General features: G+C 46.0%; 24 protein-coding genes and 1 riboswitch. Of the genes, 1 reads left to right on the top strand and 23 read right to left on the bottom strand.

Annotation, left to right across the window (positions count from 1 at the left end; all coding sequences use genetic code 11):
* Positions 1-63 precede the first annotated feature (63 nt).
* The 5 genes from PL85_RS06795 to guaB all read right to left on the bottom strand — a co-directional run bounded on the left by PL85_RS06795 (position 64) and on the right by guaB (position 7,035).
* Entirely contained in the window at positions 64-672 is a 609-nt protein-coding gene (locus PL85_RS06795; RefSeq protein ID WP_010320388.1) for an acetate uptake transporter, read from the bottom strand.
* A 179-nt stretch (positions 673-851) separates the two neighbouring features.
* Positions 852-2,540 (bottom strand): chitinase, encoded by a 1,689-nt coding sequence (locus tag PL85_RS06800; RefSeq protein ID WP_115339568.1) that lies wholly within the window; start codon positions 2,538-2,540, stop codon positions 852-854.
* 280 nt (positions 2,541-2,820) lie between these two features.
* Positions 2,821-3,678, bottom strand: coding sequence for a bifunctional hydroxymethylpyrimidine kinase/phosphomethylpyrimidine kinase (gene thiD / locus PL85_RS06805; protein WP_094150320.1), 858 nt, complete (start codon positions 3,676-3,678; stop codon positions 2,821-2,823).
* A gap of 99 nt (positions 3,679-3,777) precedes the next feature.
* Positions 3,778-3,888, bottom strand: a riboswitch (TPP riboswitch).
* A gap of 48 nt (positions 3,889-3,936) precedes the next feature.
* Positions 3,937-5,490, bottom strand: a complete 1,554-nt coding sequence (gene guaA / locus PL85_RS06810) for a glutamine-hydrolyzing GMP synthase (protein WP_115339567.1) — start codon at positions 5,488-5,490, stop codon at positions 3,937-3,939.
* Positions 5,491-5,571: 81 nt separating this feature from the next.
* A complete protein-coding gene (guaB, locus tag PL85_RS06815) occupies positions 5,572-7,035 on the bottom strand; it encodes an IMP dehydrogenase (protein WP_029388205.1) in 1,464 nt (487 codons plus the stop codon).
* A gap of 230 nt (positions 7,036-7,265) precedes the next feature.
* Between guaB and xseA the strand changes: the two genes are divergently transcribed.
* Complete coding sequence (gene xseA, locus PL85_RS06820; RefSeq protein WP_069212136.1) at positions 7,266-8,597, top strand: exodeoxyribonuclease VII large subunit; 1,332 nt, start codon at positions 7,266-7,268, stop codon at positions 8,595-8,597.
* A 4-nt stretch (positions 8,598-8,601) separates the two neighbouring features.
* Here xseA and PL85_RS06825 read toward each other — a convergent pair whose 3' ends face one another.
* The 18 genes from PL85_RS06825 to iscR form a co-directional block, all read right to left on the bottom strand.
* On the bottom strand, positions 8,602-8,826 hold the full coding sequence (locus PL85_RS06825) for a zinc ribbon domain-containing protein (RefSeq protein WP_202599510.1): 225 nt from the start codon (positions 8,824-8,826) through the stop codon (positions 8,602-8,604).
* Between the two features lie 621 nt (positions 8,827-9,447).
* On the bottom strand, positions 9,448-10,935 hold the full coding sequence (gene der, locus PL85_RS06830; protein WP_029388206.1) for a ribosome biogenesis GTPase Der: 1,488 nt from the start codon (positions 10,933-10,935) through the stop codon (positions 9,448-9,450).
* Positions 10,936-11,084: 149 nt separating this feature from the next.
* Positions 11,085-12,245, bottom strand: a complete 1,161-nt coding sequence (gene bamB / locus PL85_RS06835; RefSeq protein ID WP_026027694.1) for an outer membrane protein assembly factor BamB — start codon at positions 12,243-12,245, stop codon at positions 11,085-11,087.
* Positions 12,246-12,257: 12 nt separating this feature from the next.
* Entirely contained in the window at positions 12,258-12,872 is a 615-nt protein-coding gene (locus tag PL85_RS06840; RefSeq protein WP_013857490.1) for a YfgM family protein, read from the bottom strand.
* 38 nt (positions 12,873-12,910) lie between these two features.
* Positions 12,911-14,179, bottom strand: a complete 1,269-nt coding sequence (gene hisS, locus PL85_RS06845) for a histidine--tRNA ligase (RefSeq protein WP_019282105.1) — start codon at positions 14,177-14,179, stop codon at positions 12,911-12,913.
* 25 nt (positions 14,180-14,204) lie between these two features.
* Positions 14,205-15,329: a flavodoxin-dependent (E)-4-hydroxy-3-methylbut-2-enyl-diphosphate synthase gene (gene ispG / locus PL85_RS06850; RefSeq protein ID WP_010320399.1), complete on the bottom strand. Its 1,125-nt coding sequence runs from the start codon at positions 15,327-15,329 to the stop codon at positions 14,205-14,207.
* 8 nt (positions 15,330-15,337) lie between these two features.
* Positions 15,338-16,288 carry a cytoskeleton protein RodZ gene (gene rodZ / locus PL85_RS06855; protein ID WP_081989732.1) on the bottom strand — a complete coding sequence of 317 codons (951 nt, stop codon included), beginning with the start codon at positions 16,286-16,288 and terminating at the stop codon, positions 15,338-15,340.
* Positions 16,289-16,589: 301 nt separating this feature from the next.
* Positions 16,590-17,711, bottom strand: a complete 1,122-nt coding sequence (gene rlmN, locus PL85_RS06860) for a dual-specificity RNA methyltransferase RlmN (RefSeq protein ID WP_026027695.1) — start codon at positions 17,709-17,711, stop codon at positions 16,590-16,592.
* A gap of 209 nt (positions 17,712-17,920) precedes the next feature.
* A complete protein-coding gene (gene ndk, locus PL85_RS06865; protein WP_013857494.1) occupies positions 17,921-18,346 on the bottom strand; it encodes a nucleoside-diphosphate kinase in 426 nt (141 codons plus the stop codon).
* A 72-nt stretch (positions 18,347-18,418) separates the two neighbouring features.
* The gene (pepB, locus tag PL85_RS06870) at positions 18,419-19,714 is read right to left on the bottom strand and encodes an aminopeptidase PepB (protein ID WP_026028095.1); all 1,296 of its coding nucleotides are present in this window, start codon (positions 19,712-19,714) and stop codon (positions 18,419-18,421) included.
* Between the two features lie 184 nt (positions 19,715-19,898).
* The gene (iscX, locus tag PL85_RS06875) at positions 19,899-20,093 is read right to left on the bottom strand and encodes a Fe-S cluster assembly protein IscX (RefSeq protein ID WP_010320404.1); all 195 of its coding nucleotides are present in this window, start codon (positions 20,091-20,093) and stop codon (positions 19,899-19,901) included.
* Between the two features lie 50 nt (positions 20,094-20,143).
* Entirely contained in the window at positions 20,144-20,482 is a 339-nt protein-coding gene (gene fdx, locus PL85_RS06880; RefSeq protein WP_010320405.1) for an ISC system 2Fe-2S type ferredoxin, read from the bottom strand.
* 11 nt (positions 20,483-20,493) lie between these two features.
* Positions 20,494-22,347 (bottom strand): Fe-S protein assembly chaperone HscA, encoded by a 1,854-nt coding sequence (gene hscA / locus PL85_RS06885; RefSeq protein WP_115339566.1) that lies wholly within the window; start codon positions 22,345-22,347, stop codon positions 20,494-20,496.
* A 21-nt stretch (positions 22,348-22,368) separates the two neighbouring features.
* The gene (gene hscB / locus PL85_RS06890) at positions 22,369-22,884 is read right to left on the bottom strand and encodes a co-chaperone HscB (protein WP_026028094.1); all 516 of its coding nucleotides are present in this window, start codon (positions 22,882-22,884) and stop codon (positions 22,369-22,371) included.
* A 66-nt stretch (positions 22,885-22,950) separates the two neighbouring features.
* A complete protein-coding gene (gene iscA / locus PL85_RS06895) occupies positions 22,951-23,274 on the bottom strand; it encodes an iron-sulfur cluster assembly protein IscA (RefSeq protein WP_010320408.1) in 324 nt (107 codons plus the stop codon).
* A 62-nt stretch (positions 23,275-23,336) separates the two neighbouring features.
* Complete coding sequence (gene iscU / locus PL85_RS06900) at positions 23,337-23,720, bottom strand: Fe-S cluster assembly scaffold IscU (protein WP_010320409.1); 384 nt, start codon at positions 23,718-23,720, stop codon at positions 23,337-23,339.
* A gap of 56 nt (positions 23,721-23,776) precedes the next feature.
* Positions 23,777-24,991, bottom strand: coding sequence for an IscS subfamily cysteine desulfurase (locus PL85_RS06905; RefSeq protein WP_013857499.1), 1,215 nt, complete (start codon positions 24,989-24,991; stop codon positions 23,777-23,779).
* 26 nt (positions 24,992-25,017) lie between these two features.
* The gene (iscR, locus tag PL85_RS06910) at positions 25,018-25,539 is read right to left on the bottom strand and encodes a Fe-S cluster assembly transcriptional regulator IscR (protein WP_026027698.1); all 522 of its coding nucleotides are present in this window, start codon (positions 25,537-25,539) and stop codon (positions 25,018-25,020) included.
* Between the last annotated feature and the right edge of the window lie 88 nt (positions 25,540-25,627).

A 25,627-nucleotide genomic window follows, 5' to 3' on the forward strand; every position in this document is an offset into this window, starting at 1 on the left:
ATTCAAGGTAAACGCAAAAAGGGTTAGCAAACGCTAACCCTTTTTCTTTTTCATCAACCCGTATTAGGCTGCGATTTCTTGTGTCGTCAACTTTTCGACAACAGCGTTTTGCGCTTTCTTTTCACCAATCGGCAAAATAACACGGCCGTATTCGTTATTCAGAACTTGAGCCATTGCAAAATAAATCGCACTTGCGCCACAGAAGATACCTTCAAAGCCGGCAATCGTGCCGATAAGCTCGCTACCAGTGAAATCACGCGCCGCTAGCAAAGCAAATAGAATGGTCAGTGAGCCGAATACCACTTGTTTAGCTCGTGGGTAGCACAATGAACCGATAAACATGAAACCAGTGAAAATACCCCACAACGCTAAGTACCAACCCATAAAATGAGCAGGGCTTGCTGGTAGTCCCATGTATGGCATGACAATCAGTCCAACCAATGTGAGCCAAAATAGACCGTAAGAGGTAAACGCTGTGGTGCCAAAAGTGTCACCACGTTTGAAACACATGATACCCACGATGACTTGACTTAAACCACCGTAGAAAATACCCATCGCCAAAATCATAGAGTCGATAGGGAAAAAGCCTGCGTTATGGATATTAAGCAGGATAGTCGTCATGCCAAAACCCATTAGGCCTAGCGGCGCTGGATTGGCCAATTTAGTAGACATTCGCGAGTACCTTAAAAAATGTTGATAAAAATTACGCGCGGATTTTAGTGGAGTAGCACACAAAATGGAAAGAACGTTAACGAAAACTAAGATTGTAAATTTAACCACTTGATTATTCAAAAAGAGAGCAGAACAACCGAATTCGATCGTGCTGCTCTCCTTTTGCTAAATGTTACTCTCTATTGACAGTTTATTTCATCCCAAAACCAGTTACTTTGCGTGGGTGATTCCCATACTCCGGGGTTATTTTTAGCCATAAAACACTTTCCATTATGCGTAATTTTATCGCCATTTTTTGCAACAGTAACCCCTGCAACCCAGCTTGAAAAATCACTGCTTGGTGGCGTAGGCTCTGGCGTGACGGGCGGTTCTGGCTCGGTGACCACTGGTGGTGGCTCAACAGGGTCAGGTGTTGTGGGCGCTGTTGGTTCACCCGTAATAAGCTTCCAAGGATCACCTTGAGTGGGTTCATTACCTTGTGACCACCACTTAGCTTCATAAGTAGCGCCTTTATAGCTCACCTTATCGCCCGTGTTATATACCTTTGTCGCTTCCCAGCCGACGATGCCATCCACTGGCGGCTCTGGTGGCGTACCGGGATCAATCGCATCCACAACACGCACTTGGGGCCAGCTAGAATGTGAACCATAAAAGTTAGTCACACATTTTTCGTAATCACCAGCAACAAGGGCTGAATACGCAGTTTGGAAACCAACCAGTTCACATTCAAACGAGTAGCCACCTGGGCGATCAGAGTAATATTTCCAATTACCATCCCAGTTGGTATACAGCACATCCGTCGCACCGTTCAAATTTAAGCTACCGTAAGGCGTTTGCTGCCAACAGGTATTCTTTTCATCTGACTCAATCGGTATTTGATAATGATCCGCTAGCCCTTCCCAGTAGCGAATGCGATTAACCGGTTGACCTTTATCTTTGTTCTGTTCACCGCACTCAATGCCGCCATTGATAACGTTAATTGTGGTGCCAAAACCATAGCCAATACCAGCATCGCTTTCACGTTGCGAAGGTGTCCATGTACGGTCAATTACGTGCAACATTGCCGGTTTCGGTGCTTGAGGAGTTAAGAAGAACCAAATCGCTGAGGCTAAATTCAACCAAGAATCCGCTACTAATCCGGGGTTATTGAGCAGTACTTTGGCATCACCATCAAACATCACTTCAGAAAAAGCGCCATAGTTGAAATGGTAAGAGAGCTGCTTCGCACCTCGACCAAAATAACCTTGCCCAGCGGCGCACGGCCAACGAGCATTTTGCCAATCATTTTGGCCACAACCGGTTGTGTAGCCACTTTGCCCTTCAGACCAACCCATTTCACGCACATGAACCAATGCTTGCTGCCACTCTTCAAGCCTATTCGGGTTATCAGATACGTTATCTTTCGCAATGTGACCACCCGTTTCTTGTGAGAAATGGGCAAAAGCCGTCACAATGGATTTTTTACAAATTGCGTCTGAATCTCGGCCATCCGTATATTCGCCACAAAACGCGGGGAATTTGCCAATTGCCCGTAAGAAGCGTGTGTAGGTGTATTCGGGAGCCGCCATTTGAGTTAAGAAATCCCACTCGTACTGTGGAAAGACTCGTTCAACACGCTTAACGTTTTCAGGGTTAGAACTTAAACCCGGTACTATTGCTTCAACAATTGCATTCGAACGCGTTTCTAGTGCTTTCGACCAGATGGCATACATGGGATCCGCTGTTTTGGCTTTTTCTGCCGCTTGCAGCTCTACTTTAGAGACAATATAACCCGCGGAATTTTCAGGGTCAGGTAAGATATTTAACGCGTAACTGTTTGCGGCTAAGACACTGCTAATCAGCACGGCTAAATGCTTTGTTTTCAACATATCAATCCCTTATTTTTTGCTTAGTGGGTACGGTGAAAATAGTATGGATAGCCGAGCCATTGTTGACAGTGAAACTTATTAATTAAATGTCAAAATGCGAGTGGTTTCATCATGATGTAAACCAATTATCGTACGGCGACATCGCCCTTTGAAGGCAAGTCGATAAATATGAAAAAGCCTCAAAAAAGCTTGAGGCTTTTAGAGTTCAATCTATTTTTCATCAGGTTAAGTGAACAACCAATGCCTCAAATTTCTCAAGCATCATCGCACCGGCAATGGCTTAGCGCACATGAGCGTGGCCAGTAAAAAAGTGATGAACTGGGCCGCGACCTTGGCCAACATCCAGTTCATCGGCATAGCCAATGGCTTGCGATATGTACTGCTTAGCCAAATACACGGATTTGTGCAGGTTATTTCCTTGAGCAAGATAAGAAGCGATCGCAGAAGAGAGCGTGCAACCCGTCCCATGGGTATTTTGGGTTGGAAAACGCTTCGCACTGAGTAATTCTGACGAAGATTGCATGATCAAAAGATCGTTGCTGTTTTCATCTTGTTCTAAATGCCCACCTTTTAGCAGCACCGCCTTTGCACCCAACGCTCGTAAATCAGCCACCATACCGCTCATTTCGACTCCAGATTGAGGAACCGGCTTGCCAGTAAGTACTGCTCCCTCAAATAAATTGGGGGTAATGATGTCAGCCAAAGGGATCAACATTTCTTTTAATGTACTGATTGCCGATTGCTCAAGTAATAAATCACCACTGGTCGCCACCATCACGGGGTCTATCACAAGGCTCTTGGGTTGGTATTGCTGCATTTTGTTGGCAACGATCTTGATGATACTGGCATCGGCTAGCATGCCAATTTTAACGGCCACGATCTTCAAGTCGCTAAAGACGGCATCTAACTGGCTTTCGATATGATCAAGTGGAATAGGGAAAATGGCGGAAACGCCTTGAGTATTTTGTGAAGTAATGGCGGTAATAACGGAACACGCGAAACTGCCGGTTGCCGATATCGCTTTGATGTCGGCTTGAATGCCTGCCCCTCCACCGCTATCAGACCCTGCGATAGTAAGTACAACGGGTATGTTTAATCGCGTCGTTTCTTGAGTATGTTTCTGTATTGGGTGTGCCATGGTCGCTCCTATGACAGACATACAGGAACTGACTTTGACCGTGATTTGAAAAGTTCGGTAATCGAATTTACAAAGGTTAGCCGTTGTTATTCGGCTGGTGACAAAGTGCTCATAGTTCCCTACGTCAGTATTAACTGAATCAGGTTCGACGGGTCTCGAATTTCGATCTCAGCCGATGCAGAATCTGCATCGGCTCCCCGACTATTTCGCAGCAATCATAACAGGGCACTCACCGAAGGAGTACGCTTTTCTGGAGGATTATTCCCACTCAATCGTTGCTGGTGGCTTACCTGAAATATCGTAAACCACACGAGAAATACCATTCACTTCATTGATGATACGGTTAGAAACCTTACCCAAGAACTCATAAGGCAGGTGCGCCCAATGTGCTGTCATAAAGTCAATGGTTTCCACAGCGCGTAGCGATACAACCCAATCGTATTTACGTCCATCACCCATAACGCCTACTGAACGAACAGGTAAGAAAACCGTGAAAGCTTGTGACACTTTGTTATACAGATCAGCGGCATGCAGCTCTTCAATGAAAATAGCATCGGCGCGGCGCAGCAAATCACAGTACTCTTTCTTCACTTCGCCCAACACGCGTACGCCAAGGCCAGGGCCTGGGAACGGATGGCGGTAAAGCATGTTGTAAGGCAGGCCAAGCTCTAGGCCAATCTTGCGTACTTCATCTTTGAAAAGCTCACGCAGTGGTTCAACCAATCCCATTTCCATATCATCAGGCAAACCGCCAACGTTATGGTGAGATTTAATCACGTGCGCTTTACCTGTTTTAGAGGCAGCCGATTCAATCACATCTGGGTAAATCGTGCCTTGCGCAAGCCATTTCGCATTTTTCAATTTCTTTGATTCTTCATCGAAGATATCAACAAACACATGGCCGATGATTTTGCGTTTCGCTTCCGGATCAGACTCACCTTGCAGTGCGTTGAGGAAACGATCTTCTGCATTAACATGAATGATGTTTAAACCAAACTTGTTGCCAAACATATCCATTACTTGCTGAGCTTCATTCAGACGCAATAGGCCGTTATCAACGAATACGCAGGTTAATTTATCGCCAATCGCTCGGTGAGCCAGCATCGCCACAACTGACGAATCTACACCACCCGATAGGCCAAGGATCACCTCATCGTCGCCGACTTGCTCTTTAATACGAGCAACTGCATCTTCGATGATAGACTCAGCCGTCCATAGACGCTCACAACCACAAACGTTGAGAACGAAATTCTCAAGCATTTTTAGACCGTTTTTGGTGTGCGTGACTTCTGGGTGAAACTGCACGCCATAATATTTTTTCTCTTCATTCGCCATTGCCGCATAAGGACAAGTTTCCGTTTGCGCTGTTTTAACAAAATCAGTCGGAATTTGCACCACTTTATCACCATGGCTCATCCAAACATCTTGCGTTAGCTCAAGGTCGCTAAACAGGGCCGATTCACCCATTAGCTGTACAGCTGCATAACCAAATTCACGTTCCTCAGAACTGGCCACTTTTCCGCCCAACTGTTCAGCCATGGTTTGCATGCCATAGCAAACACCAAACACAGGTACGCCAGAATCAAACACATATTGTGGCGCACGCGGAGAGTTGGCTTCAGTCACACTTTCAGGACCACCAGAAAGAATAATGCCATCTGGGTTGAATTCACGGATGTCTGCTTCTTCAACATCCCAGCTCCACAGCTCACAATAAACACCGATTTCGCGAACACGGCGGGCAACCAGTTGTGTGTACTGAGAGCCGAAATCTAAGATCAGAATACGTTGGTCATGGATATCTTTAGTCATTTAAGGTCAATCTCAATCATTAATGTAGTGGATGGGGAGCATCGCGCTCCCCATAAGCTTCAAGCTATTCGTGGTTCGTCATTAACCCAAGCGGTAGTTTGGCGCTTCTTTGGTAATTTGAACGTCGTGCACGTGTGACTCTTTCATACCTGCACCAGAGATACGAACAAACTCGGCTTTAGTGCGCAGATCTTCGATAGTGGCCGAGCCAGTTAAGCCCATGCTTGAGCGTAAACCACCCATTTGTTGATGAACGATCTCTTTTAGACGGCCTCGATAAGCGATACGACCTTCGATCCCTTCAGGTACAAGCTTGTCAGCTGCATTGTCAGATTGGAAATAACGATCAGAAGAGCCTTGAGACATTGCACCCAGCGAACCCATACCGCGGTAAGCTTTATATGAACGGCCTTGGAACAAAATAACTTCACCCGGAGCTTCTTCAGTACCCGCAAACATGGAGCCGACCATCACACAAGATGCACCAGCAGCAATCGCTTTACAAATATCGCCAGAAAAGCGAATACCGCCATCAGCAATCACAGGAATACCGTATTGATCAGCCACTTCAACTGCATCAGAAATCGCCGTAATTTGAGGAACACCAACACCCGTTACAATACGCGTTGTACAGATTGAACCCGGGCCAATACCGACTTTGACCGCGCTTACGCCCGCGTCAATTAGAGCTTTCGCACCGGCACCCGTTGCAACATTGCCGCCGATAATATCGAGATCAGGATAAGCGGCGCGCGTTTCACGAATACGGTTAAGTACACCTTCTGAATGGCCATGAGAAGAGTCAATCAGTAGAACATCCACTCCCGCTTCCACTAATGCTTTTACGCGCTCTTCATTGCCAGCACCGGCACCAACAGCCGCACCAACACGTAAACGCCCTTGTTCATCTTTACAAGCATTCGGTTTGCGTTCTGCTTTATGGAAATCTTTCGCGGTGATCATACCAGTCAGTTTGAATTCATCATTCACTACCAAGACTTTTTCAACACGCGCTTTGTGCATGCGCTCTTGTACATCCTGACGAGATGCACCCTCTTTAACTGTGGCTAAGCGATCTTTTGGTGTCATGACTGCTTCAACTTTTTTTGTTAAATCAGTAACAAAGCGAATATCGCGGCCGGTGATGATACCGACAAGCTCATTGTGATCGCTCACCACAGGGAAACCGGCAAAACCATGTTTCTCTGTCAAAGCAATCACATCTTGAATGGTTGCATCAGGGCGAACTGTTACTGGCGCAGTGACTACACCCGCTTCAAAAATTTTGACAAGACGGACTTGTTCAGCCTGCTCTTCAATGGGCATATTTTTGTGGATAAAACCAATACCACCCTCTTGGGCAAGAGCGATCGCAAGGCGAGCCTCTGTCACTGTATCCATAGAAGCTGAGATCATCGGAATGTTCAGTGTGATATTTTTGGTCAGCTGAGTATGGAGATCGGCTGTGTTTGGGAGAACGGTGGAGTGTGCTGGTACGAGAAGAACATCATCGAATGTCAGCGCTTCTTTGGCAATTCTTAGCATTTGCAATATCTCACAATTAAGAGGAGTGAATAAAAGGTAAATCCAAGTTGTCTCAATTTGCCCTAATACACAATGAACAGGATAAATCGATTTGGATTTGATATTGCGGTCGGATTATACGCCCGAGGCAATCGCTTGACCACTCATTTTTTAATTTTTAATTTGCATTCCAACCCTTGATATGTATTATATTGCCGCTAATTTCCATACCCTCGTCTAGGGGATTAGCCTTGCCTTCTTTGACCAACGAAAACATCTACACTGTCTCTCGTCTCAATGCTGAAGTACGCCTGTTACTTGAAAATGAAATGGGCATTGTGTGGCTCGTTGGTGAAATATCGAACTTCTCCGCTCCGGTTTCTGGCCATTGGTATCTCTCACTCAAAGATTCTCGCGCGCAGGTAAAATGTGCGATGTTCAAAGGCAATAATCGCTTTGTGAGCTTCAAACCTAAAAATGGCCAGCAGGTACTTGTTAAAGCGCGTCTTTCTCTTTATGAACCCAGAGGTGACTACCAAGTCATTATCGAGAGTATGCAACCCGAAGGGGATGGTCGTCTCCAGCAAGAGTTTGAAAAGCTGAAGATGCAGTTGGCCGCGGAAGGGCTGTTTGCACAATCCAATAAGTGCCCCTTGCCGGAAAATCCTCAATGCGTCGGAGTTATTACTTCAAAAACTGGCGCAGCCCTGTTTGATATTCTTGATGTGCTCAAGCGGCGCGATCCAAGCTTGCCCGTCATCATTTATCCTACACTGGTTCAAGGCGAACAAGCGGCCATTCAAATTGCTCAAGCAATTGGTAGAGCAAATGCGAGGCAAGAGTGTGACGTATTGATTGTGGGTCGCGGTGGCGGTTCTTTAGAGGACTTATGGTGTTTTAACCACGAGATCGTAGCGCGCACAATTGCCGCGAGTCAAATCCCAATTATCAGTGCCGTCGGGCATGAAATCGATGTGACGATTGCTGATTTTGTGGCTGACGTACGTGCCCCAACCCCCTCCGCTGCTGCAGAATTAGTCAGCCGAGACAACAGTAATAAGCGGCAAGCTTTCGCCTCATACCAGCACAAGCTACAAAGTGCGATGCGCTATTACACCAGTCAACAAGCGCATCATTTACGCGCTTTGGTTCACGCGCTAGAGAAACAGCACCCCACTTATCGCTTGCAGCGTCAAAGCCAACAACTTGATGACACAGAAATGCGCCTACAGCGGGCGATACAGCGCTATATTTCGACTCAGCGCGAGCACATTGGCCAGCAATACCATCAACTGCAGTTGCATTCTCCCGTACAAACCTTGGCGAAGCAGCAGCATCGACTAGCCAAAAGCGAGCAACGATTACTGGACGTAATGGAGAAAAAACTCCTGCGCACAGCACACCGTTTAACGCTAGCCGCAGAGAAGCTTGACGCAGTAAGCCCATTAGCGACACTAAAACGAGGCTATTCGATCACGCGAGATAGCTCAGGCAAAGTGATTCACCGCGCTCGTGATCTAAAAACCGGCGATCAATTGATCACGCGAGTGGCGGATGGCGAAGTTTTCTCTACCGTCAATTAATCACTTAATCCTGTGCTTGAAACTCAAATCGAATCTTAGATTTTGATTTGAGCTCATTGCATGAATTACAGAAAAAATTTGCCGCGCCACACGCCTGCAATTTCTCCAGCTCCGAATCACACTCAGGGCAAAAACCAATTTTGTTAAAGTGATGTTTGCACTGAGTACAATGGTAACGCCCATCCCATGCCAGTGGATTTTGGCAACAAGGGCAAAGATTTTCCTGCATATTGATCCCATCTCTCTTTGTGTCTTTCACATAACATCTTTCACATAGTGTGATTTTGGTAGATGTTTTATATCGTTCGTTTTAATAGATAGCTCGTTTGCGTAGATAGATCGTGCATGTGATAGCCGACACTTCATCAAACGGCACGTATGGTCTCGGATTATCGAGAGTTCAGCTTTGATCTCTATCACAATACCTTCAGGCTCACCAACCACCTCATACACATTAGGCTATGATCGATAAAAGATCTCAGCCTGATCATTTGCTTTATCTGCTCCGTTCAGCGATCTACTCTCAAAAGAACATTTATATAACCACGCACCGAAAGCATAAGTTACATATTCTGCATATGGATTTATAACGATATAAAGCTCTACGTAATAACTAAAAAATCAAAGAAATCAGGATATATGGAAATGATCTTTTGGCGAAATATTCTACTCATTTTGTTTGATAGTTATACAAAGCAGCAACGTTGCCATGCTCTGTTTTTCTCTCAATCATTTTGGTACTGCACTTCATTTCCAGACCGCCACGTTAAGTGAGGCTCTATCGCCAATGATAAATTTTAGGCAAAAAAATACCCAAGTCTAAGCTTGGGTATTTCAGTTATGAGGAAGGCTACTTGCTGCGTCCTTTCATCATCGTCATTAAGCGTTTACGTTTACGCTCTTGAGATAAGGTCAGCTTATTCACTTTTCCTTCAAATGGGTTATCACTGCTTTGGAACTGGATACGAATAGGCGTACCCATGATTTCTAAAGACTTACGGTAATAGTTCATCAAATAACGTTTGTAAGAATCTGGCAGCTCATTCACCAAGTTACCGTGTACAACGATAATCGGCGGGTTATAACCACCTGCGTGAGCGTATTTAAGTTTTACGCGGCGGCTACGAACCATAGGCGGTTGGTGATCATCGGTTGCCATTTTAAGAATGCGAGTCAATACCGATGTGCCGACACGTGTTGTCGCCGATTTGTATGCTTCTTGAACCGACTCAAATAGATGACCAACACCTGTACCATGCAGTGCAGAGATAAAGTGGATACGAGCAAAATCGACAAAACCTAAACGGCGATCGAGCTCTTTCTTGACACGTTCTTTGACGTCGTTATCGAGCCCATCCCACTTATTGACTGCAAGCACTATCGAACGTCCGGCGTTTAGTGCAAAACCTAGCAGGCTAAGATCTTGATCTGAGATATTCTCACGAGCGTCAATGACTAACAGAACAACGTTTGCATCTTCAACGGCTTTTAAGGTTTTGACGACCGAGAATTTTTCAACCGTTTCGTTAATGCGAGTACGACGACGCACGCCAGCAGTATCAATCAATACATACTCGCGCTCATCACGCATCATCGGGATGTAGATGGAGTCTCGCGTCGTTCCGGGCATGTCGTAAACCACAACACGCTCTTCACCGAGAATGCGGTTGGTGAGTGTCGATTTACCGACATTCGGACGGCCAATGATCGCCAGTTTTATCGGCTGATCTTGCAGACGTTTGTATTCAGCTTCGGCTTCTTCTTCGGTGTAATCTAACTTTTCTTCTTCGGCATCTTCAAAGTCGGTTAGATCTTCGATTTCGCCTTCAGCCTGCTCGATCATTTCTTCAGCAAGTGGATTCAAAGCTCGGTCGATAAGGATCCCAACACCACGGCCATGAGCGGCAGCAATTTGGTACATTTGATCGACGCCCAATTGCCAAAACTCAGCACTTGCAGCATCAGCGTCAATGCCATCCACTTTATTCACGACTAAAATAGCGCGCTTTTCAATCTTACGCAGATGTTGGGCGATCACTTCATCAGCCGCCGTTAAACCAGCGCGACCATCAACCATAAATAGCACAACATCAGCTTCATCAATCGCGGCCAATGACTGTTGAGCCATTTTCGTTTCTACACCCTCTTCACTACCATCAATACCGCCGGTATCGATAACAATGAAGTCGTGCTCACCCAATTTAGCTTGGCCATATTTACGGTCACGCGTTAAACCGGGGAAATCCGCCACCAACGCATCGCGAGTGCGAGTTAATCGGTTAAACAACGTAGATTTACCGACATTGGGACGCCCAACAAGAGCAACAACAGGAACCATACTAACCTCTACAATATTTTCTCTTATGTAGTTATAGGTAAACACTTGCTAGCAAGCATTAAATTTTTACCTATAACCACATCTACTTATTCAATAAAACGGCCCCTAACTGTTACCAGCCAGGAGCCGAATGTGAATTATATCACGATTTATTTTTTAATCGTCAGTTTCTTTACATTGCCATTACGGGTCATGCTGACATAACCATCATCTACAGCGAGAGGACTCACCGCAAAACCGCTCTTATCAACCAACTGTTGGGCAACGAATTCACCACTGCTGCGATCAATCCAATGTAGATACCCTTCACTGTCACCTAGCACAAGGTAGCCATTGATAATCGCTGGTGCAGTTAGCAAACGGTGTTCAAGCTGTTTGTTGCTCCAAAGTTCGGTACCGCTTCTTGTATCCACAGCCACCACATGATCTTTGTCGGTCACCACAAATAATCGGCCACCATCGCTAGCCATGTCTGTTGCTGAAGAGTAATTCCGCTTCCAAGCTGGTTTGCCCGAACGCAGATCAATGGCGATCAACTGGCCATTAAAACCAACCGCATACAGCATGCCGCCAATCACGATAGGTGAGGCATCAACATCGACTAGACGGTCAATTTCAGTGGCACCTTTAGGCATACCAATCGGTTGTTGCCAAATCAACTGTCCACGCTCAACGATAGCGGCAGCAAGACGGCCACCTGAGGTTCCCCAAAAAACACCGCCCGATACCGCAACAGGTTTGCTGTCACCTCTCAACGTTAAATTAGGAACTTCAGTACTGATGGTCCATTTTTGCTCACCCGTCGCTTGGTCTAAACTCACCAAAGTGCCACGACTGGTATTAACAATGATCATGTTCGCATCTGCAGCCGGAGCTGCTAGCACTTCACCGTCGACTTTAACTTGCCATACAAGCTCACCCGTAGCTTCATTAAGCGCAGTGACTAAACCGTTTTCACTACCAATGTAAATTTGGCTATAGGCCGCCGCTATACCGCCGGATAAACGCATGGTGCCATCTTGTTCAAGATCGGTTTTCCACAGCTCTTTACCCGTTTTAGGGTTTAAGGCTTTCACCAAACCATCACGGCTAGCAATAAATACTTTGTCGTAAGCGTATTCTGGAGATAACTTTGAGAAGTAATGCCCTACGCCATCACCGATCGATGTGCTCCACTGAGTTGTGGGCGTAAATTCACTCGTTACCATTGGCACAGGAGCCATAATAATGGTGTCTTCTTCACTAGCACACCCTGCAAGTGCTCCAAGCACAACGGCAGAAACGAGCACTTTGTTGAACAACTTTTTCATCAACTTGTGCCCTTATTTGGCAAGATCGTCCAGTTTCATCTGTAGCGTTTGGCTTGCATCGTCAGCTTGTTGTGCTTCCGTGTATGCCGCATAAGCCGCGTCCGTGTCGCCTTTACGCAGTGAGATATCACCACGCAGTTCCGCAATGCGTCCCGCCCACCCTTTCTCTGTGATGGTCGTAAGATCAGCTAAGGCGGCATCAAACTGGCCTTGTTCCGCTTTAATACGGGCCACGCGATAGGTCGCTAACGGTAGAATAGCATCATCTTTGGTGTTTGCTTTTGCCCATTCAAGCTGCGCTAAAGCTTCATCAATTTGACCCGCTTCTACTTGAACTTTTGCAAGTTGTAGTGCGGCTAAGACGGCATATTCTGTACCTTTATTACTATCAATAAAGCTCTCAACAACCATCTCTGCTTCTGCGCCTTTTGCAGCTAACTGAGTTACCGCTTTGCTATAACTTTCAGAAGCGGCTTCTTGCGCAGCAATAACGCTATCTTGGTAGTAACGCCAACCAAACAAGCCACCAAGGCCAATTACAGCACCAAAGATCACGGCTTTACCGTTCTCTTTCCACCAATCTTTTATCGCTTCAACTTGTTGTTCTTCAGTATCGTAGAGTTCCACTTCCTGTCCTCTTTAATAGATGTCTCAAATGCGCTTGCTTACACAAGATGCGTCAGTTTGCTCGCGACTTCAGTTTGAGAAATCGTAATTTGTTCACCACCGATAAGATCTTTGAGAACTACTGTGCTTTCTGCGACTTCATCTTCGCCTAATACCAAAGCCACCGCAGCGCCCACTTTATCAGCACGTTTAAATTGTTTTTTGAAGTTACCACCACCAAAATGGTTCATAACACGCAGCCCCGGAACCTGTTCACGCAACTGCTCAGCAAGTTTCATTGCTGCCATCATAGTGCCTTCACCCGCACTGACCATGTACACATCGACACTGCGACGCACGTCGGTCAGTTCCAGTGTTTCCATCATCAGCACTAAGCGCTCTAACCCCATGGCAAAACCCACTGCCGGTGTCGCTTTGCCACCCAGTTGTTCTACCAAGCCATCATAACGTCCACCGCCACAAACCGTACCCTGAGCACCTAAGCTTTCAGTGATCCACTCAAATACGGTGCGGTTGTAGTAGTCTAGGCCGCGCACCAAGCGCTCGTTAACTTGATATTCGATACCCGCAGCAGTAAGAAGTTCACATAAGCCTGCAAAATGTTGCTTGGATTCTTCATCTAGATACTCAGACAATTTGGGTGCGTCACCTAAAATCGCTTGAATATCTGGATTTTTAGTATCGAGTACTCGCAGTGGGTTGGTGTACATGCGACGTTTGGCATCGTCATCCAACACCTCTTGATGCTGCTCTAAATAGTCAATCAAAGCGGTGCGGTAATTGGCACGCGCTTCAAGAGAACCAATTGAGTTCAGTTCCAAACGAACATGTTTGTCGATGCCCAATTCACGCCACAAACGCGCGGTCATCATAATCAGCTCGGCATCAACATCAGGGCCATCCAGGCCAAACACTTCAACCCCACATTGGTGGAATTGACGGTAGCGCCCTTTTTGCGGACGTTCATGACGGAACATCGGCCCCATGTACCATAAACGTTGCTCTTGGTTGTAGAGCAAACCATTTTCGATACCAGAACGGACACAACCTGCGGTACCCTCAGGGCGAAGCGATAAACTGTCACCATTGCGATCTTCAAAAGAATACATCTCTTTTTCAACCACATCGGTCACTTCACCGATCGCACGGCTAAATAGATGTGTCATCTCAACGATAGGCATACGTACTTCATTGTAGCCATATGCACTAATCACGTTTTTCACTGTGCCTTCCACTTTTTGCCAAAGTGGAGACTGAGTTGGGAGGCAGTCGTTCATGCCTCGAATTGCTTGAATTGTTTTTGCCACAATACTTACCGTAAGGTCGTTGAGATTAATTTTGTTCGATTTGAGTCACGTTGATTCGGTTCTTCTCATCGAGAATAGAGGCCTTCGCGCGAATTTTCGCTTCGAGTTGGCTGACCAGATCATCGTTATCAAAACGCTCTTTCTGGCGGACGCCGTCTTCGTAGAATGCACTTTTCTTGTTGCTGCCAGCCAAACCAAGATGAGAAGCTTCAGCTTCACCTGGGCCATTAACCACGCAACCGATGATCGAGACATCCATAGGTGTCAAAATATCTTCCAAACGTTGCTCTAACGCATTGACTGTGGCGATCACATCAAACTCTTGACGTGAACAGCTTGGACAAGCGATGAAGTTAATGCCTCGCGAGCGAATACGCAGCGATTTAAGAATATCAAAGCCGACTTTGATCTCTTCGATCGGATCCGCAGCCAGTGAAATACGCAGCGTATCGCCGATGCCTTCGGCAAGCAGCATACCTAAGCCCACTGCCGATTTAACTGCACCGGCTCTTGCGCCTCCTGCTTCCGTAATACCAAGATGCAGAGGTTGGGCAATCTGTTTAGCCAGTAAACGGTAGGAATCAACGGCGAGAAAAACATCCGATGCTTTGACGCTGACTTTGAATTGATCAAAGTTGAGTCTTTCAAGAATGTCGACATGACGCATCGCTGACTCGACTAAAGCAGCCGGTGTTGGCTCACCATATTTCATTTGGATCTCTTTTTCGAGCGACCCACCATTCACGCCAATCCGAATGGGTATGTTCTTGTCACGTGCGCAATCGACCACGGCGCGAATACGTTCTTCGTTGCCAATGTTACCAGGGTTGATACGCAAGCAATCAACGCCATATTCGGCGACTTTCAACGCAATGCGGTAATCAAAATGGATGTCAGCCACCAGCGGGATGGATACTTGCTGCTTGATCAACTTGAACGCTTCTGCCGCGTCCATTGTCGGTACAGAAACCCGTACAATATCAGCCCCGACTTTTTCTAACGCTTTAATTTGAGCGACCGTTGCCGCAACATCGGTAGTGCGCGTGTTGGTCATAGATTGAACAGCAATAGGAGCACCATCACCGATGGGCACATTACCGACATAAATACGCGTCGATGAACGACGCTTAATTGGAGATTCGTGTTGCATAGTATTTTCTAAGGTAAGGTGAATCGAGCGACTTTACCGGAAGTATACCCAGAAAGGTCTACAGGTTCACTTGCAAATGTCATTGAAACGCTTTCAGGCGCGCCAAGAATGATTTGAAACGGAGCTTCACCTTGCAAGGTTACGGTTTGCCCTGATTTTTTAATCCCAGTGGAAAGGGTTTTACCTGCTGCATCTTTCACCTGAATCCAACAATCTGCGCTGAATGTGAGTGTTAGAGGAGCGTATGGATTCGTTGCATCCTGCGGTGGCGTCTTATCCAATACAGGATCGTCGCTCGCACTCAGGTCGGCTTCGGCTGTATCATCTTCAGGTGAAGGGATAAGTTCTGCAGCCTGAGTGTTGATTTCTACAGGGGCATCCACCGCTTCTGCTTCTACTTCTACTTGAGATTCGTCAACCGTAGGTACTAATTCAGGAACGGTCGTGAAATCCTCATCTCGCAAACGTTCAACCGATGTCGACGTGATTGATGGTGAACTCTCAAGCACAACATTCTCTTGTTCTTGGTTTTGCCACCACCATAATGAGGAAATACCAATAATGATGGCAAAAATACCCCATGTCAGCGTCATAATACGGCTATCGTGTTTCTCTCGCTTGGTTTTCTTCGAAAAACTTTGCATCGGTTGTTCAGCGACAACCGTAGGATAGCAATCATCAAAGGAAGCTAAAATAACTGACTCTTTGATCCCGACGGCCTTCGCATAGGAACGTAAATAACCGCGAGTAAACGTCGCCACTTGGTCCGAGGCGAAGTTATTCTCTTCTAAACTCTGAATGATAGAGAGACGTAACCGCAACCTATCGGCAACTTGCTTTTGCGTTAATCCCAACGCTTCACGCTTTGCCTTTAATAAAGTACCGGGTTGCACCGTGTCTGTTTTTACATCTGCAATAATCTGTTCTTGTTCAGTAGTCATCCGTTTTGTACATCTCATTATGTTATGGCTCGAATGGCACCGTCATCACTTTTATTGTTATTAGTTCGTAGTAATAAAATGGTGCATTCCAACACGGTGAAAAATTTGCATTCATTGATGCAGGCGACAGTTCAAATTTAACATTACGTCAGTTAGCAATTCTAATGGATATTTGACGTTAAACAACATGGCTTTAGGAAAGAAATTACAGCTAGGTCAATATTTTTCATAAAATTGACGTCAAAATCGCGGAAAATTATTTCAAATGGTAAAAATGCACAAAGCCAGAGGAATCTCTGGCTTTGCTTTATCATCCGATTTAGACCGATTTGACAGGAATGACATCGCCACCCATTTGTTTCATTTTGGTCCGTTTGGTTCTATCAATCACATCACCCACTAGCTGCCCACAAGCGGCATCAATATCATCACCACGAGTTTTACGCACCGTCACTGTGTGTTCATACTGCATCAGTGTTTTTTGAAAACGGTCAATACGTGAATTACTCGGTTTTTTATAAGGTGAACCGGGATAAGGGTTAAATGGGATCAGGTTAATTTTGCACGGCGTGCCTTTCATCAACTTAGCCAATTCGTGCGCGTGGTCCATATCGTCATTGACGTGATCCAGCAACACATATTCCACCGTAACCTTGCCACGGTTTGCATTTGAAGTGGCGATATAACGACGCACTGAGGCCAAGAAATCTTGAATATCCCAGCGATCATTGATCGGCATAATTTCGCTGCGTAATTTGTCATTGGGTGCATGCAATGAAATCGCTAATGCAACATCGATTTGCCCTGTCATTTGATCAAGACCAGAAACCACGCCCGAAGTCGACACGGTGACACGACGTTTTGACAAGCCAAAACCTAAATCATCCAGCATGATCTCTAACGCTGGGATCAAGTTTTTCATGTTGAGCAAAGGCTCGCCCATCCCCATCATGACTACGTTAGTAATCGGACGACGACCCGTCTCTTTCTCAAGGCCAATTTCTCTCGCTGCGCGCCACACTTGCCCGATAATTTCAGACACTTTGAGGTTACGGTTAAAACCTTGCTGAGCCGTTGAACAAAATTTACACTCCAGAGCACAACCAACTTGAGAGGAGACGCACAAAGTCGCTCGCTCTTCCTCTGGGATATAGACCGTTTCAACATCTTGATCGCCGACACGCATCGCCCATTTAATCGTACCATCAGACGAATGTTGTGCTTGTGAAACGATCGGCGCGCGAATTTCACAGCGTTGCTGCAGTTGCTCACGCAGTTTCTTGTTGATATTGGTCATTTGTTCGAAGTCATCACAACCAAAATGGTAGATCCACTTCATGACCTGATCAGCGCGGAACGCTTTTTCACTGAGCTCTTCAGCAAAAAATTTACGCAGACCTTGGCGATCAAAATCAAGTAGATTGACTTTTTCAATAGTCATGTGGCCTCTCAACGACGGAAACAATAAATAAGGGCGCGAATTGTACAGCCTTTATGCAGTAACAACAAGGGTTGTACAACCCTTCAATTACTAAGTCATTCAATGCTTGGCGGATTGTTTTTACTCTACAGCTCCCAATCATACGAGTATAAAAAAGCCTCACAACGTGAGGCCTTAATCGAAAGGATTTGGGATAGAGAACGCCAAGATTAACGAGAGAAAATCTCTGATTCTGGGAAGAAAAAGGCGATTTCACGTGCCGCCGATTCAGGACTATCACTGCCATGAACTGAGTTATGGCGCATGCTTAATGCGTAATCAGCACGAATGGTTCCACATGCCGCTTCTTCTGGGTTAGTTTTACCCATTAATTCGCGGTAACGAGCAATAGCATCTTCACCTTCAAGCACTTGAGCCATGATCGGCCCTGAGGTCATAAATTCTTTTAGTGCTGGAAAAAACGCTTTGCCTTCATGCTCAGCATAAAAGCCGCTCGCTTGCTCTTCGTTCAAATGTACCATTTTCGCGGCGATAATACGCAAACCTGATTTTTCGATACGGTGATAGATTTCACCAATCAAGTTACGTTCTACCGCATCGGGTTTAATGATAGAAAATGTTCTTTCTAGAGCCATAAGGTTATCCTTTTTCTTTTGTTTTTTTAGTTATAGTGAACCGCCCACAACAGAGAGTTGAGCGGTTTTTCATTATTGAGCTTGGTCGGTCAAAATGCGTGCTAATGTACGCACCCCCATCGCCGTTGCACCTGCGGCCCATTTATCGCTTGCTGATTTGCGGTAAGTACCGGCGCAGTCAAAGTGCAGCCACCCTTTTTTGTAATCTTCAACAAAGTAAGAGAGGAAGGCCGCTGCGGTACTTGCTCCCGGTGAATAATCACCTGAGCTGATGTTAGAGAGATCCGCAAAGCTTGAAGGTAACATAGAGCGATGAAACTCAGCCAAAGGCAGAGGCCATAAGCCTTCTTTCTCTTGGTGAGCTGCCACCAATGCCTGCTGGGATAAGCTCTCATCAAAGCTGAGTAGTGCATGGTAATCATTGCCGAGTGCATTTTTGGCGGCACCCGTTAATGTCGCGCAATCAATAATAAGCTGCGGTTTTTGCTCGTTAGCATAAATCAAGCCATCGGCCAACACTAGGCGGCCTTCTGCATCGGTGTTCATTATTTCAACTGTGGTGCCGTTTTTATAAGTGATGATATCACCTAGTTTCAAGGCGCGTCCGGAAACCATATTTTCTGCACAACACAAAATGAGTTTCACACGTTTATTAAAACCACGCATGATAGCCAAACCAAGACCACCGGTGATCGTTGCAGCGCCCCCCATATCTGCTTTCATCGCCGACATAAAGTTGGACGTTTTTAAACTGTAACCACCAGAATCAAAAGTAATGCCTTTGCCAATTAAGCAAGCAAAAACAGGAGCACTTTCTTTTCCTGTCGGATTGTAATCGAGTTGCAGCATGGCTGACGTACGCTCGGAGCCGCGACCAACCGCATAAATACCTTCCCAACCTTCGGTGAGTAGATCTTTATCTTTGACAATGCGGTAGCTGACATGCTCAGGGGCTAGCGATTTGATGAACTCAGCCGCCATGGTCGCTAACTGACGCGGCGCGACTTCTTCAGCGCTTTTATTGATGATATCACGCGTCCATTCCGTCGCTTTAATACGATATTCTAACTCGGCTTGATCTGACTCACTCAGCGGTTGCCATTCTAGTGTGTTGAGTTTTTTCGCTTCACGATAACCTTGGTAGAAAGCCCAAATATTTTCTAAGTGCCAACCGTCACCTTGTAGGCTGATAGCTCTGATAGCTTGCCCATCAAGCTTACGTGCCGCGCGCTGAACCGCGCTGAGTTCATGCTCACTCTCAATAGCATGAATTGTGGCACCATTTTCTGAAAACGAAACAATCGCCTTTTCTCCCCACTGAGGCTGGGCAGCTTGTTGGCTGATAAATACGGACATCTTTGTAGACATGGTTTCTCCTTGCCTGAATATGGCCTCACCTGTGCCATTACGATTAAATAACCAAGGGATGTTAGCATTTTGTAGGGTCAAAATGTCAACTTGATAAAAAAACGGACCATTCGGTCCGCTCTTTTTAGTTAAAATTGTTAACTCTGTGATGTTTTACTGAATAACCATCATGTTAGCAATAGTCTTAGTCGATCTCTTCCATCCAACATAGAATAATCGCTTCGAGAATTTTTTCGTTGGAACGGTTTGGCTCATCATCAAACTCTTCCAGTTCCATCACCCACTGGTGTAGATCCGTAAAACGTACATTTTTAGGATCTACGTCTGGGTATTGCTCACAAAGCTCGATCGCAATGTCACGAGAATCGGTCCATTTCATTTTGCTTTCCTTTTACAAACAGTCAACGGGCGTTGATACACTCAATAGGATTAATGATCTTCAGAAGCCAGATTGAGTGTGTACTTTGGAATTTCAACCACTAAATCTTCGTTAGCGACTCTAGCTTGGCAGCCAAGGCGAGATTCAGGTTCAAGACCCCACGCTTTATCAAGCATGTCATCTTCCAACTCATCACTCTCATCCAGTGAGTCAAACCCTTCGCGAACGATAATATGGCAAGTCGTGCATGCGCAGGATTTTTCACACGCATGTTCAATAGCGATACCATTTTTCAGCGCCACATCCAGTACGGTCTCTCCTGCTTGCGCTTCCAGAACGGCACCTTCAGGACAAAGCTCTTGGTGAGGTAACACAATAATCTTAGGCATAATTTTTCTCTTTAAATATCATCTACCGATTGACCAGCAAGTGCACTGCGAATGGATTTATCCATACGGCGTGAAGCAAAATCTTGGCTGGCTTTGTCTGTCTCTTTAATTCCTTGCTCGATGGCATCGGCGCTATCACCATTACGCAGCACAATTAAATTTTCTATTGCATTCAGAAGGATCTGCTTTTCTGACTCAGATAACAATTCATCACCATCGGCCTGTAAGGCAGAGATCAAACCTTCGATTACACGATCGGCTTCTACACGTTGCTCTGCCAGAGCGCGAGTCTGCATATCTTGTTTGGCAAACGTCATCGAATCTCGCAGCATATTGGCTACTTCATTATCACTCAGTCCATACGAGGGCTTAACTTGAATTTCCGCCTGAATTCCCGTACTTTTTTCCATCGCTGTCACGGAGAGTAAGCCATCTGCATCAACTTGATAAGTTACGCGGATATGCGCGGCACCCGCCGTCATTGGTGGAATACCTTTTAGTGAAAAACGAGCCAATGAGCGGCAATCGTCTACCATCTCACGTTCGCCCTGCACCGTATGGATGCTCATGGCCGTTTGACCATCTTTGAAGGTGGTGAATTCTTGAGCTTTCGCAACAGGAATGGTGGTGTTACGTGGGATGATTTTTTCCACTAAGCCACCCATGGTTTCAATACCCAGCGACAGCGGAATGACATCCAGCAGGAGCATTTCTGAATCGGGTTTATTACCGACCAAAATGTCGGCTTGAATTGCTGCACCAATCGCGACAACTTCATCAGGGTTGATGTTAGTTAGCGGTGTGCGGCCAAAAAACTCACCAACTAAGTCTCGAACCAGTGGCGTACGAGTTGAACCGCCGACCATCACCACTTCCAACACTTCATCTGCCGTAATCTCAGCATCTTTGAGTGCTCGACGACACGATAGTAAGGTTTTCTTTACTAGTGGCGTGATGAGTTGGTTAAACTCATCGCGAGTTAAACGCCCTTGCCAACCCAGCACAGAAACCTCGACACTATCACTATCAGATAAAGCAATTTTCGCTTCGGTGGCCGCATCAAGCAATGCTCGTTGCTGCTCTGCACTGAGCGGTTCAGCTAAGCCGATTTGGCTCAAAAAATGGTCAGCAATCAAATGGTCAAAATCATCACCACCGAGCGCAGAATCGCCACCAGTCGCGAGTACCTCAAACACGCCTTTCGACAGACGTAAGATAGAGATATCAAACGTACCGCCACCTAAATCATAAACCGCAATCACACCTTCTTGCGCTGAGTCTAAGCCATAAGCAATCGCTGCAGCGGTAGGTTCATTGAGTAAACGCAGTACGTGCAAGCCGGCAAGTTGAGCGGCATCTTTGGTGCCCACGCGCTGCGCATCATCAAAGTAAGCAGGTACGGTAATCACCACGCCCGCTAATTCACCACCTAACGACGCTTCGGCACGCTGAGCAAGAGATTGAAGAATATCGGCGGAAACTTGAATCGGGTTCTTATCACCTTGCGCCGTTTGCAAAATAGGCAAACCGTTGTCACTGGCTTTGAAACGATAAGGTAATGTGGGATAACGCGCCTGAATGTCAGCCAGTGAACGGCCGATCAAACGCTTCACAGAAATGATGGTATTGGCAGGATCAACTTGCGCGTGTGCTCTGGCATCAAAGCCTACGCAACGCTCTTGAGCCGAATAGTGGACCACCGAAGGGAGGATCGAGCGTCCTTGTTCATCAGCAAGCGTCGTCGCATTACCGCTTCGAACCGATGCGACTAATGAGTTGGTTGTCCCCAAGTCGATACCCGCTGCGAATTTATGCTGATGCGGCGCAGAGCTTTGACCGGGTTCTGCAATTTGAAGTAATGCCATGGGTTGGTCCTTATTATCGAACTAGCCGAGTAACTGTTCTTCGACTCTTTCTATTTCATTTTTGAGCTTGGCAATAAATTTAAGCTTGCGAACCGTATCAGCCGCAAGGTTCCATTGAGCCTGATTAAGTTGTTGCTCAACCAAGGTAAGATGCTGTTTATACATCTTGCTAACTCTGTTTTCAAAATCGAATAACGCACTTTCAACATCAGACTGTGAGGCGATGGCTTCAAGCTCTTCTCGCAGCTCCATTTGCTCCATTAAAAACAGCGGATCTTGCATGGTTTGGTGTTCTGCGCGTAACTCTATGCCTTGTTCAAGCAACAAGTATTCTGCGCGACTGATCGGCGATTTTAATGTTTGATAAGCATCATTGATTTGTGAGGCGTTTTGCACAGCAAGCAGGCGATCTCGCTCAGACGCAGTGGCAAAGTTGTCGGGATGAAACCGTTTTTGCAGCGCACGAAACTGAGAAGAAAGAAGGCTACCATCCAGTGCAAACTGACTTGGTAGCCCAAATAATTCAAAATAGTTCATTAACACATTGCTCCTAGTGCTCGACACTAGGCTCAAGTGAGCCTAGTCACGCCGAAAGCCAATCCGTTACACGTTGAAGCTTTCACCACAACCACATTCGCTTTTTGCATTCGGGTTGTTGAACTCAAAACCTTCGTTTAGCCCTTCTTTGACATAGTCAAGCTGTGTGCCATCAAGGTAGACGAGGCTTTTCGAATCGATAATCACTTTGACACCATGATCTTCAAACACTTCGTCTTCTTCGTTAACGTCATCAACGAATTCAAGCACGTAAGCCATACCCGAGCAGCCTGTTGTTTTCACTCCAAGACGTAAACCTACGCCTTTGCCTCGGTTATCTAGGAATGCTCGAACGCGATGCGCTGCTGTTTCAGTTAAGGTAATGGCCATACTACAACCTTAGATTCTTAGTTTGAACTTATGGGAGTGAACCATCATTCACTCCCTTAATATTATTGTTGGTGTTTCTTTTTATAATCGGCAACGGCAGCTTTGATCGCATCTTCCGCCAAAATCGAACAGTGAACTTTCACTGGTGGAAGCTCTAGCTCTTCCGCGATTTCAGAGTTCTTAATGGCTGCCGCTTCGTCAATGCTCTTGCCTTTCACCCATTCAGTAACCAGTGAGCTCGAAGCAATCGCGCTACCACAACCGTAGGTTTTAAATTTTGCATCTTCAATGATGCCTTCTGGCGTCACTTTAATTTGTAGCTTCATTACATCGCCACAAGCTGGAGCGCCAACCATACCACTACCAATGGTTGGATCTTCTTTATCAAAAGAGCCAACATTACGTGGGTTTTCATAGTGATCAATTACTTTTTCGCTGTATGCCATGATAGTTACCTCTAATCCTCTATTTCCTTGGGAATAAACCAGTGCCTTTTAAAGGACTAGTGATGTGCCCATTCAACGGTGTTTAAATCCACACCCTCTTGATACATATCCCATAGAGGAGACATGTCACGTAATTTGCTTACGGCTACGCGGATTTGTTCAACGGCGTAGTCCACTTCTTCTTCGGTCGTAAAACGGCCAAATGAGAAACGAATCGAGCTGTGCGCCATTTCATCGTTCAAACCAAGCGCACGCAATACATATGACGGCTCTAAGCTGGCCGACGTACAAGCACTACCTGATGATACCGCTAAGTCTTTTAAAGACATCAGTAGCGATTCGCCTTCAACAAAGGCAAAACTAATATTCAGGTTGTGCGGAACACGCTGATCTAAATCGCCATTCACACTCACGGCTTCCATGTCTTGTACACCAGCGAGTAGACGGTCACGCAATGCTTTTGCGTGGTCAAAATCTTTTTGCATGTCTTGCTTAGCAATACGGAATGCTTCACCCATACCTACGATTTGGTGCGTTGGTAATGTGCCTGAACGGAAACCACGTTCATGGCCGCCACCGTGCATTTGCGCTTCAAGACGGATACGAGGTTTACGGCGAACATATAATGCGCCAATCCCTTTAGGTCCATACGCTTTATGCGCTGAAAGGGAGATAAGATCCACTTTCATTTCTTGCACATCAAGGGGAATTTTACCGGCAGATTGCGCTGCATCTACGTGGAAAATTATCTTGCGTTCACGGCAAAGCTCACCGATCGCCATGATGTCCTGAATTACGCCAATTTCGTTATTCACGTGCATGATCGACACCAAAATTGTGTCATCACGCATTGCCGCTTCTAATTTTTTTAGATCAATCAAGCCATTCGATTCTGGCTCAAGATAGGTCACTTCATAGCCTTCACGCTCAAGCTGACGACATGGATCAAGCACCGCTTTATGCTCGGTTTTACAGGTAATGATATGCTTACCTTGCTTGGCATAGAAATGCGCCACACCTTTGATCGCGAGGTTATCTGACTCTGTCGCACCGGATGTGAATACGATTTCGCGAGGATCAGCATTAAGCAGTTCAGCAATTTGCTCACGCGCAGTGTCTACGGCTTCTTCTGCCTGCCAGCCATAACGGTGCGATCGCGATGCTGGATTACCAAAAACACCATCCATCGTCATGTACTGAACCATCTTTTCAGCCACGCGAGGGTCAACTGGACAGGTAGCTGAATAGTCAAAATAAATAGGCAGTTTCATTTTCTACTCCAATGTAAACATTGCCGCTATGAGCGGGCATTAAGACCTACGGGCACCGAGCCGATAATCACGGTATTGGTATTTTTATTGGTTAACCCGTGGTTCACCGTCAGGCCCAAGCCTTGGCGGTCAGAAATTTCTAGTACTTCATTATCAATCATTAACTCGCCAAGAGTAATGTTGTTCAGAAAGTCACTAATGCGAGAGCTAAGATCTCGCCATAACGTATGTGTTAAGCAGCGAGTGCCACCTTGGCAGTCGGCTCTTCCATTACATTTTGTTGCATCAACTGATTCATCAACAGCGGCAATCACAGTACCAATCGAAATTGAGCAGGCATCTGCACCTAAGCGGTATCCACCACCTGGACCACGCACACTAGCAACTAGCCCCGCTTTACGCAGTTTAGAAAACAGCTGCTCAAGGTAAGAGAGCGAAATGCCTTGCCGTTCGGAAATATCCGCCAGTGGCACTGGGGTTTGTTGCGAATGCAGAGCCACATCTAACATGGCTGTAACCGCATATCTTCCTTTAGATGTAAGTCTCATATCACCGTATCCACATTGATTATGTGGTTGGAATTTTTCCATACCCGATTAAATAGGTCAAGTATTTATTTGACTAATTTAGTCAGGT

The sequence above is a fragment of the Vibrio anguillarum genome (genome assembly GCF_001989995.2).
GTDB lineage: Bacteria > Pseudomonadota > Gammaproteobacteria > Enterobacterales > Vibrionaceae > Vibrio > Vibrio anguillarum.

Coding starts and splice junctions, on each gene's coding strand:
- PL85_RS06795 (WP_010320388.1), bottom strand. CDS start 672: ATGTCTACTAAATTGGCCAATCCAGCGCCGCTAGGCCTAATGGGTTTT.
- PL85_RS06800 (WP_115339568.1), bottom strand. CDS start 2,540: ATGTTGAAAACAAAGCATTTAGCCGTGCTGATTAGCAGTGTCTTAGCC.
- thiD (WP_094150320.1), bottom strand. CDS start 3,678: ATGGCACACCCAATACAGAAACATACTCAAGAAACGACGCGATTAAAC.
- guaA (WP_115339567.1), bottom strand. CDS start 5,490: ATGACTAAAGATATCCATGACCAACGTATTCTGATCTTAGATTTCGGC.
- guaB (WP_029388205.1), bottom strand. CDS start 7,035: ATGCTAAGAATTGCCAAAGAAGCGCTGACATTCGATGATGTTCTTCTC.
- PL85_RS06825 (WP_202599510.1), bottom strand. CDS start 8,826: ATGCAGGAAAATCTTTGCCCTTGTTGCCAAAATCCACTGGCATGGGAT.
- der (WP_029388206.1), bottom strand. CDS start 10,935: ATGGTTCCTGTTGTTGCTCTTGTTGGGCGTCCCAATGTCGGTAAATCT.
- bamB (WP_026027694.1), bottom strand. CDS start 12,245: ATGAAAAAGTTGTTCAACAAAGTGCTCGTTTCTGCCGTTGTGCTTGGA.
- ispG (WP_010320399.1), bottom strand. CDS start 15,329: ATGCAACACGAATCTCCAATTAAGCGTCGTTCATCGACGCGTATTTAT.
- rodZ (WP_081989732.1), bottom strand. CDS start 16,288: ATGAGATGTACAAAACGGATGACTACTGAACAAGAACAGATTATTGCA.
- rlmN (WP_026027695.1), bottom strand. CDS start 17,711: ATGACTATTGAAAAAGTCAATCTACTTGATTTTGATCGCCAAGGTCTG.
- ndk (WP_013857494.1), bottom strand. CDS start 18,346: ATGGCTCTAGAAAGAACATTTTCTATCATTAAACCCGATGCGGTAGAA.
- pepB (WP_026028095.1), bottom strand. CDS start 19,714: ATGTCTACAAAGATGTCCGTATTTATCAGCCAACAAGCTGCCCAGCCT.
- iscX (WP_010320404.1), bottom strand. CDS start 20,093: ATGAAATGGACCGATTCTCGTGACATTGCGATCGAGCTTTGTGAGCAA.
- fdx (WP_010320405.1), bottom strand. CDS start 20,482: ATGCCTAAGATTATTGTGTTACCTCACCAAGAGCTTTGTCCTGAAGGT.
- hscA (WP_115339566.1), bottom strand. CDS start 22,347: ATGGCATTACTTCAAATTGCAGAACCCGGTCAAAGCTCTGCGCCGCAT.
- hscB (WP_026028094.1), bottom strand. CDS start 22,884: ATGAACTATTTTGAATTATTTGGGCTACCAAGTCAGTTTGCACTGGAT.
- iscA (WP_010320408.1), bottom strand. CDS start 23,274: ATGGCCATTACCTTAACTGAAACAGCAGCGCATCGCGTTCGAGCATTC.
- iscU (WP_010320409.1), bottom strand. CDS start 23,720: ATGGCATACAGCGAAAAAGTAATTGATCACTATGAAAACCCACGTAAT.
- PL85_RS06905 (WP_013857499.1), bottom strand. CDS start 24,991: ATGAAACTGCCTATTTATTTTGACTATTCAGCTACCTGTCCAGTTGAC.
- iscR (WP_026027698.1), bottom strand. CDS start 25,539: ATGAGACTTACATCTAAAGGAAGATATGCGGTTACAGCCATGTTAGAT.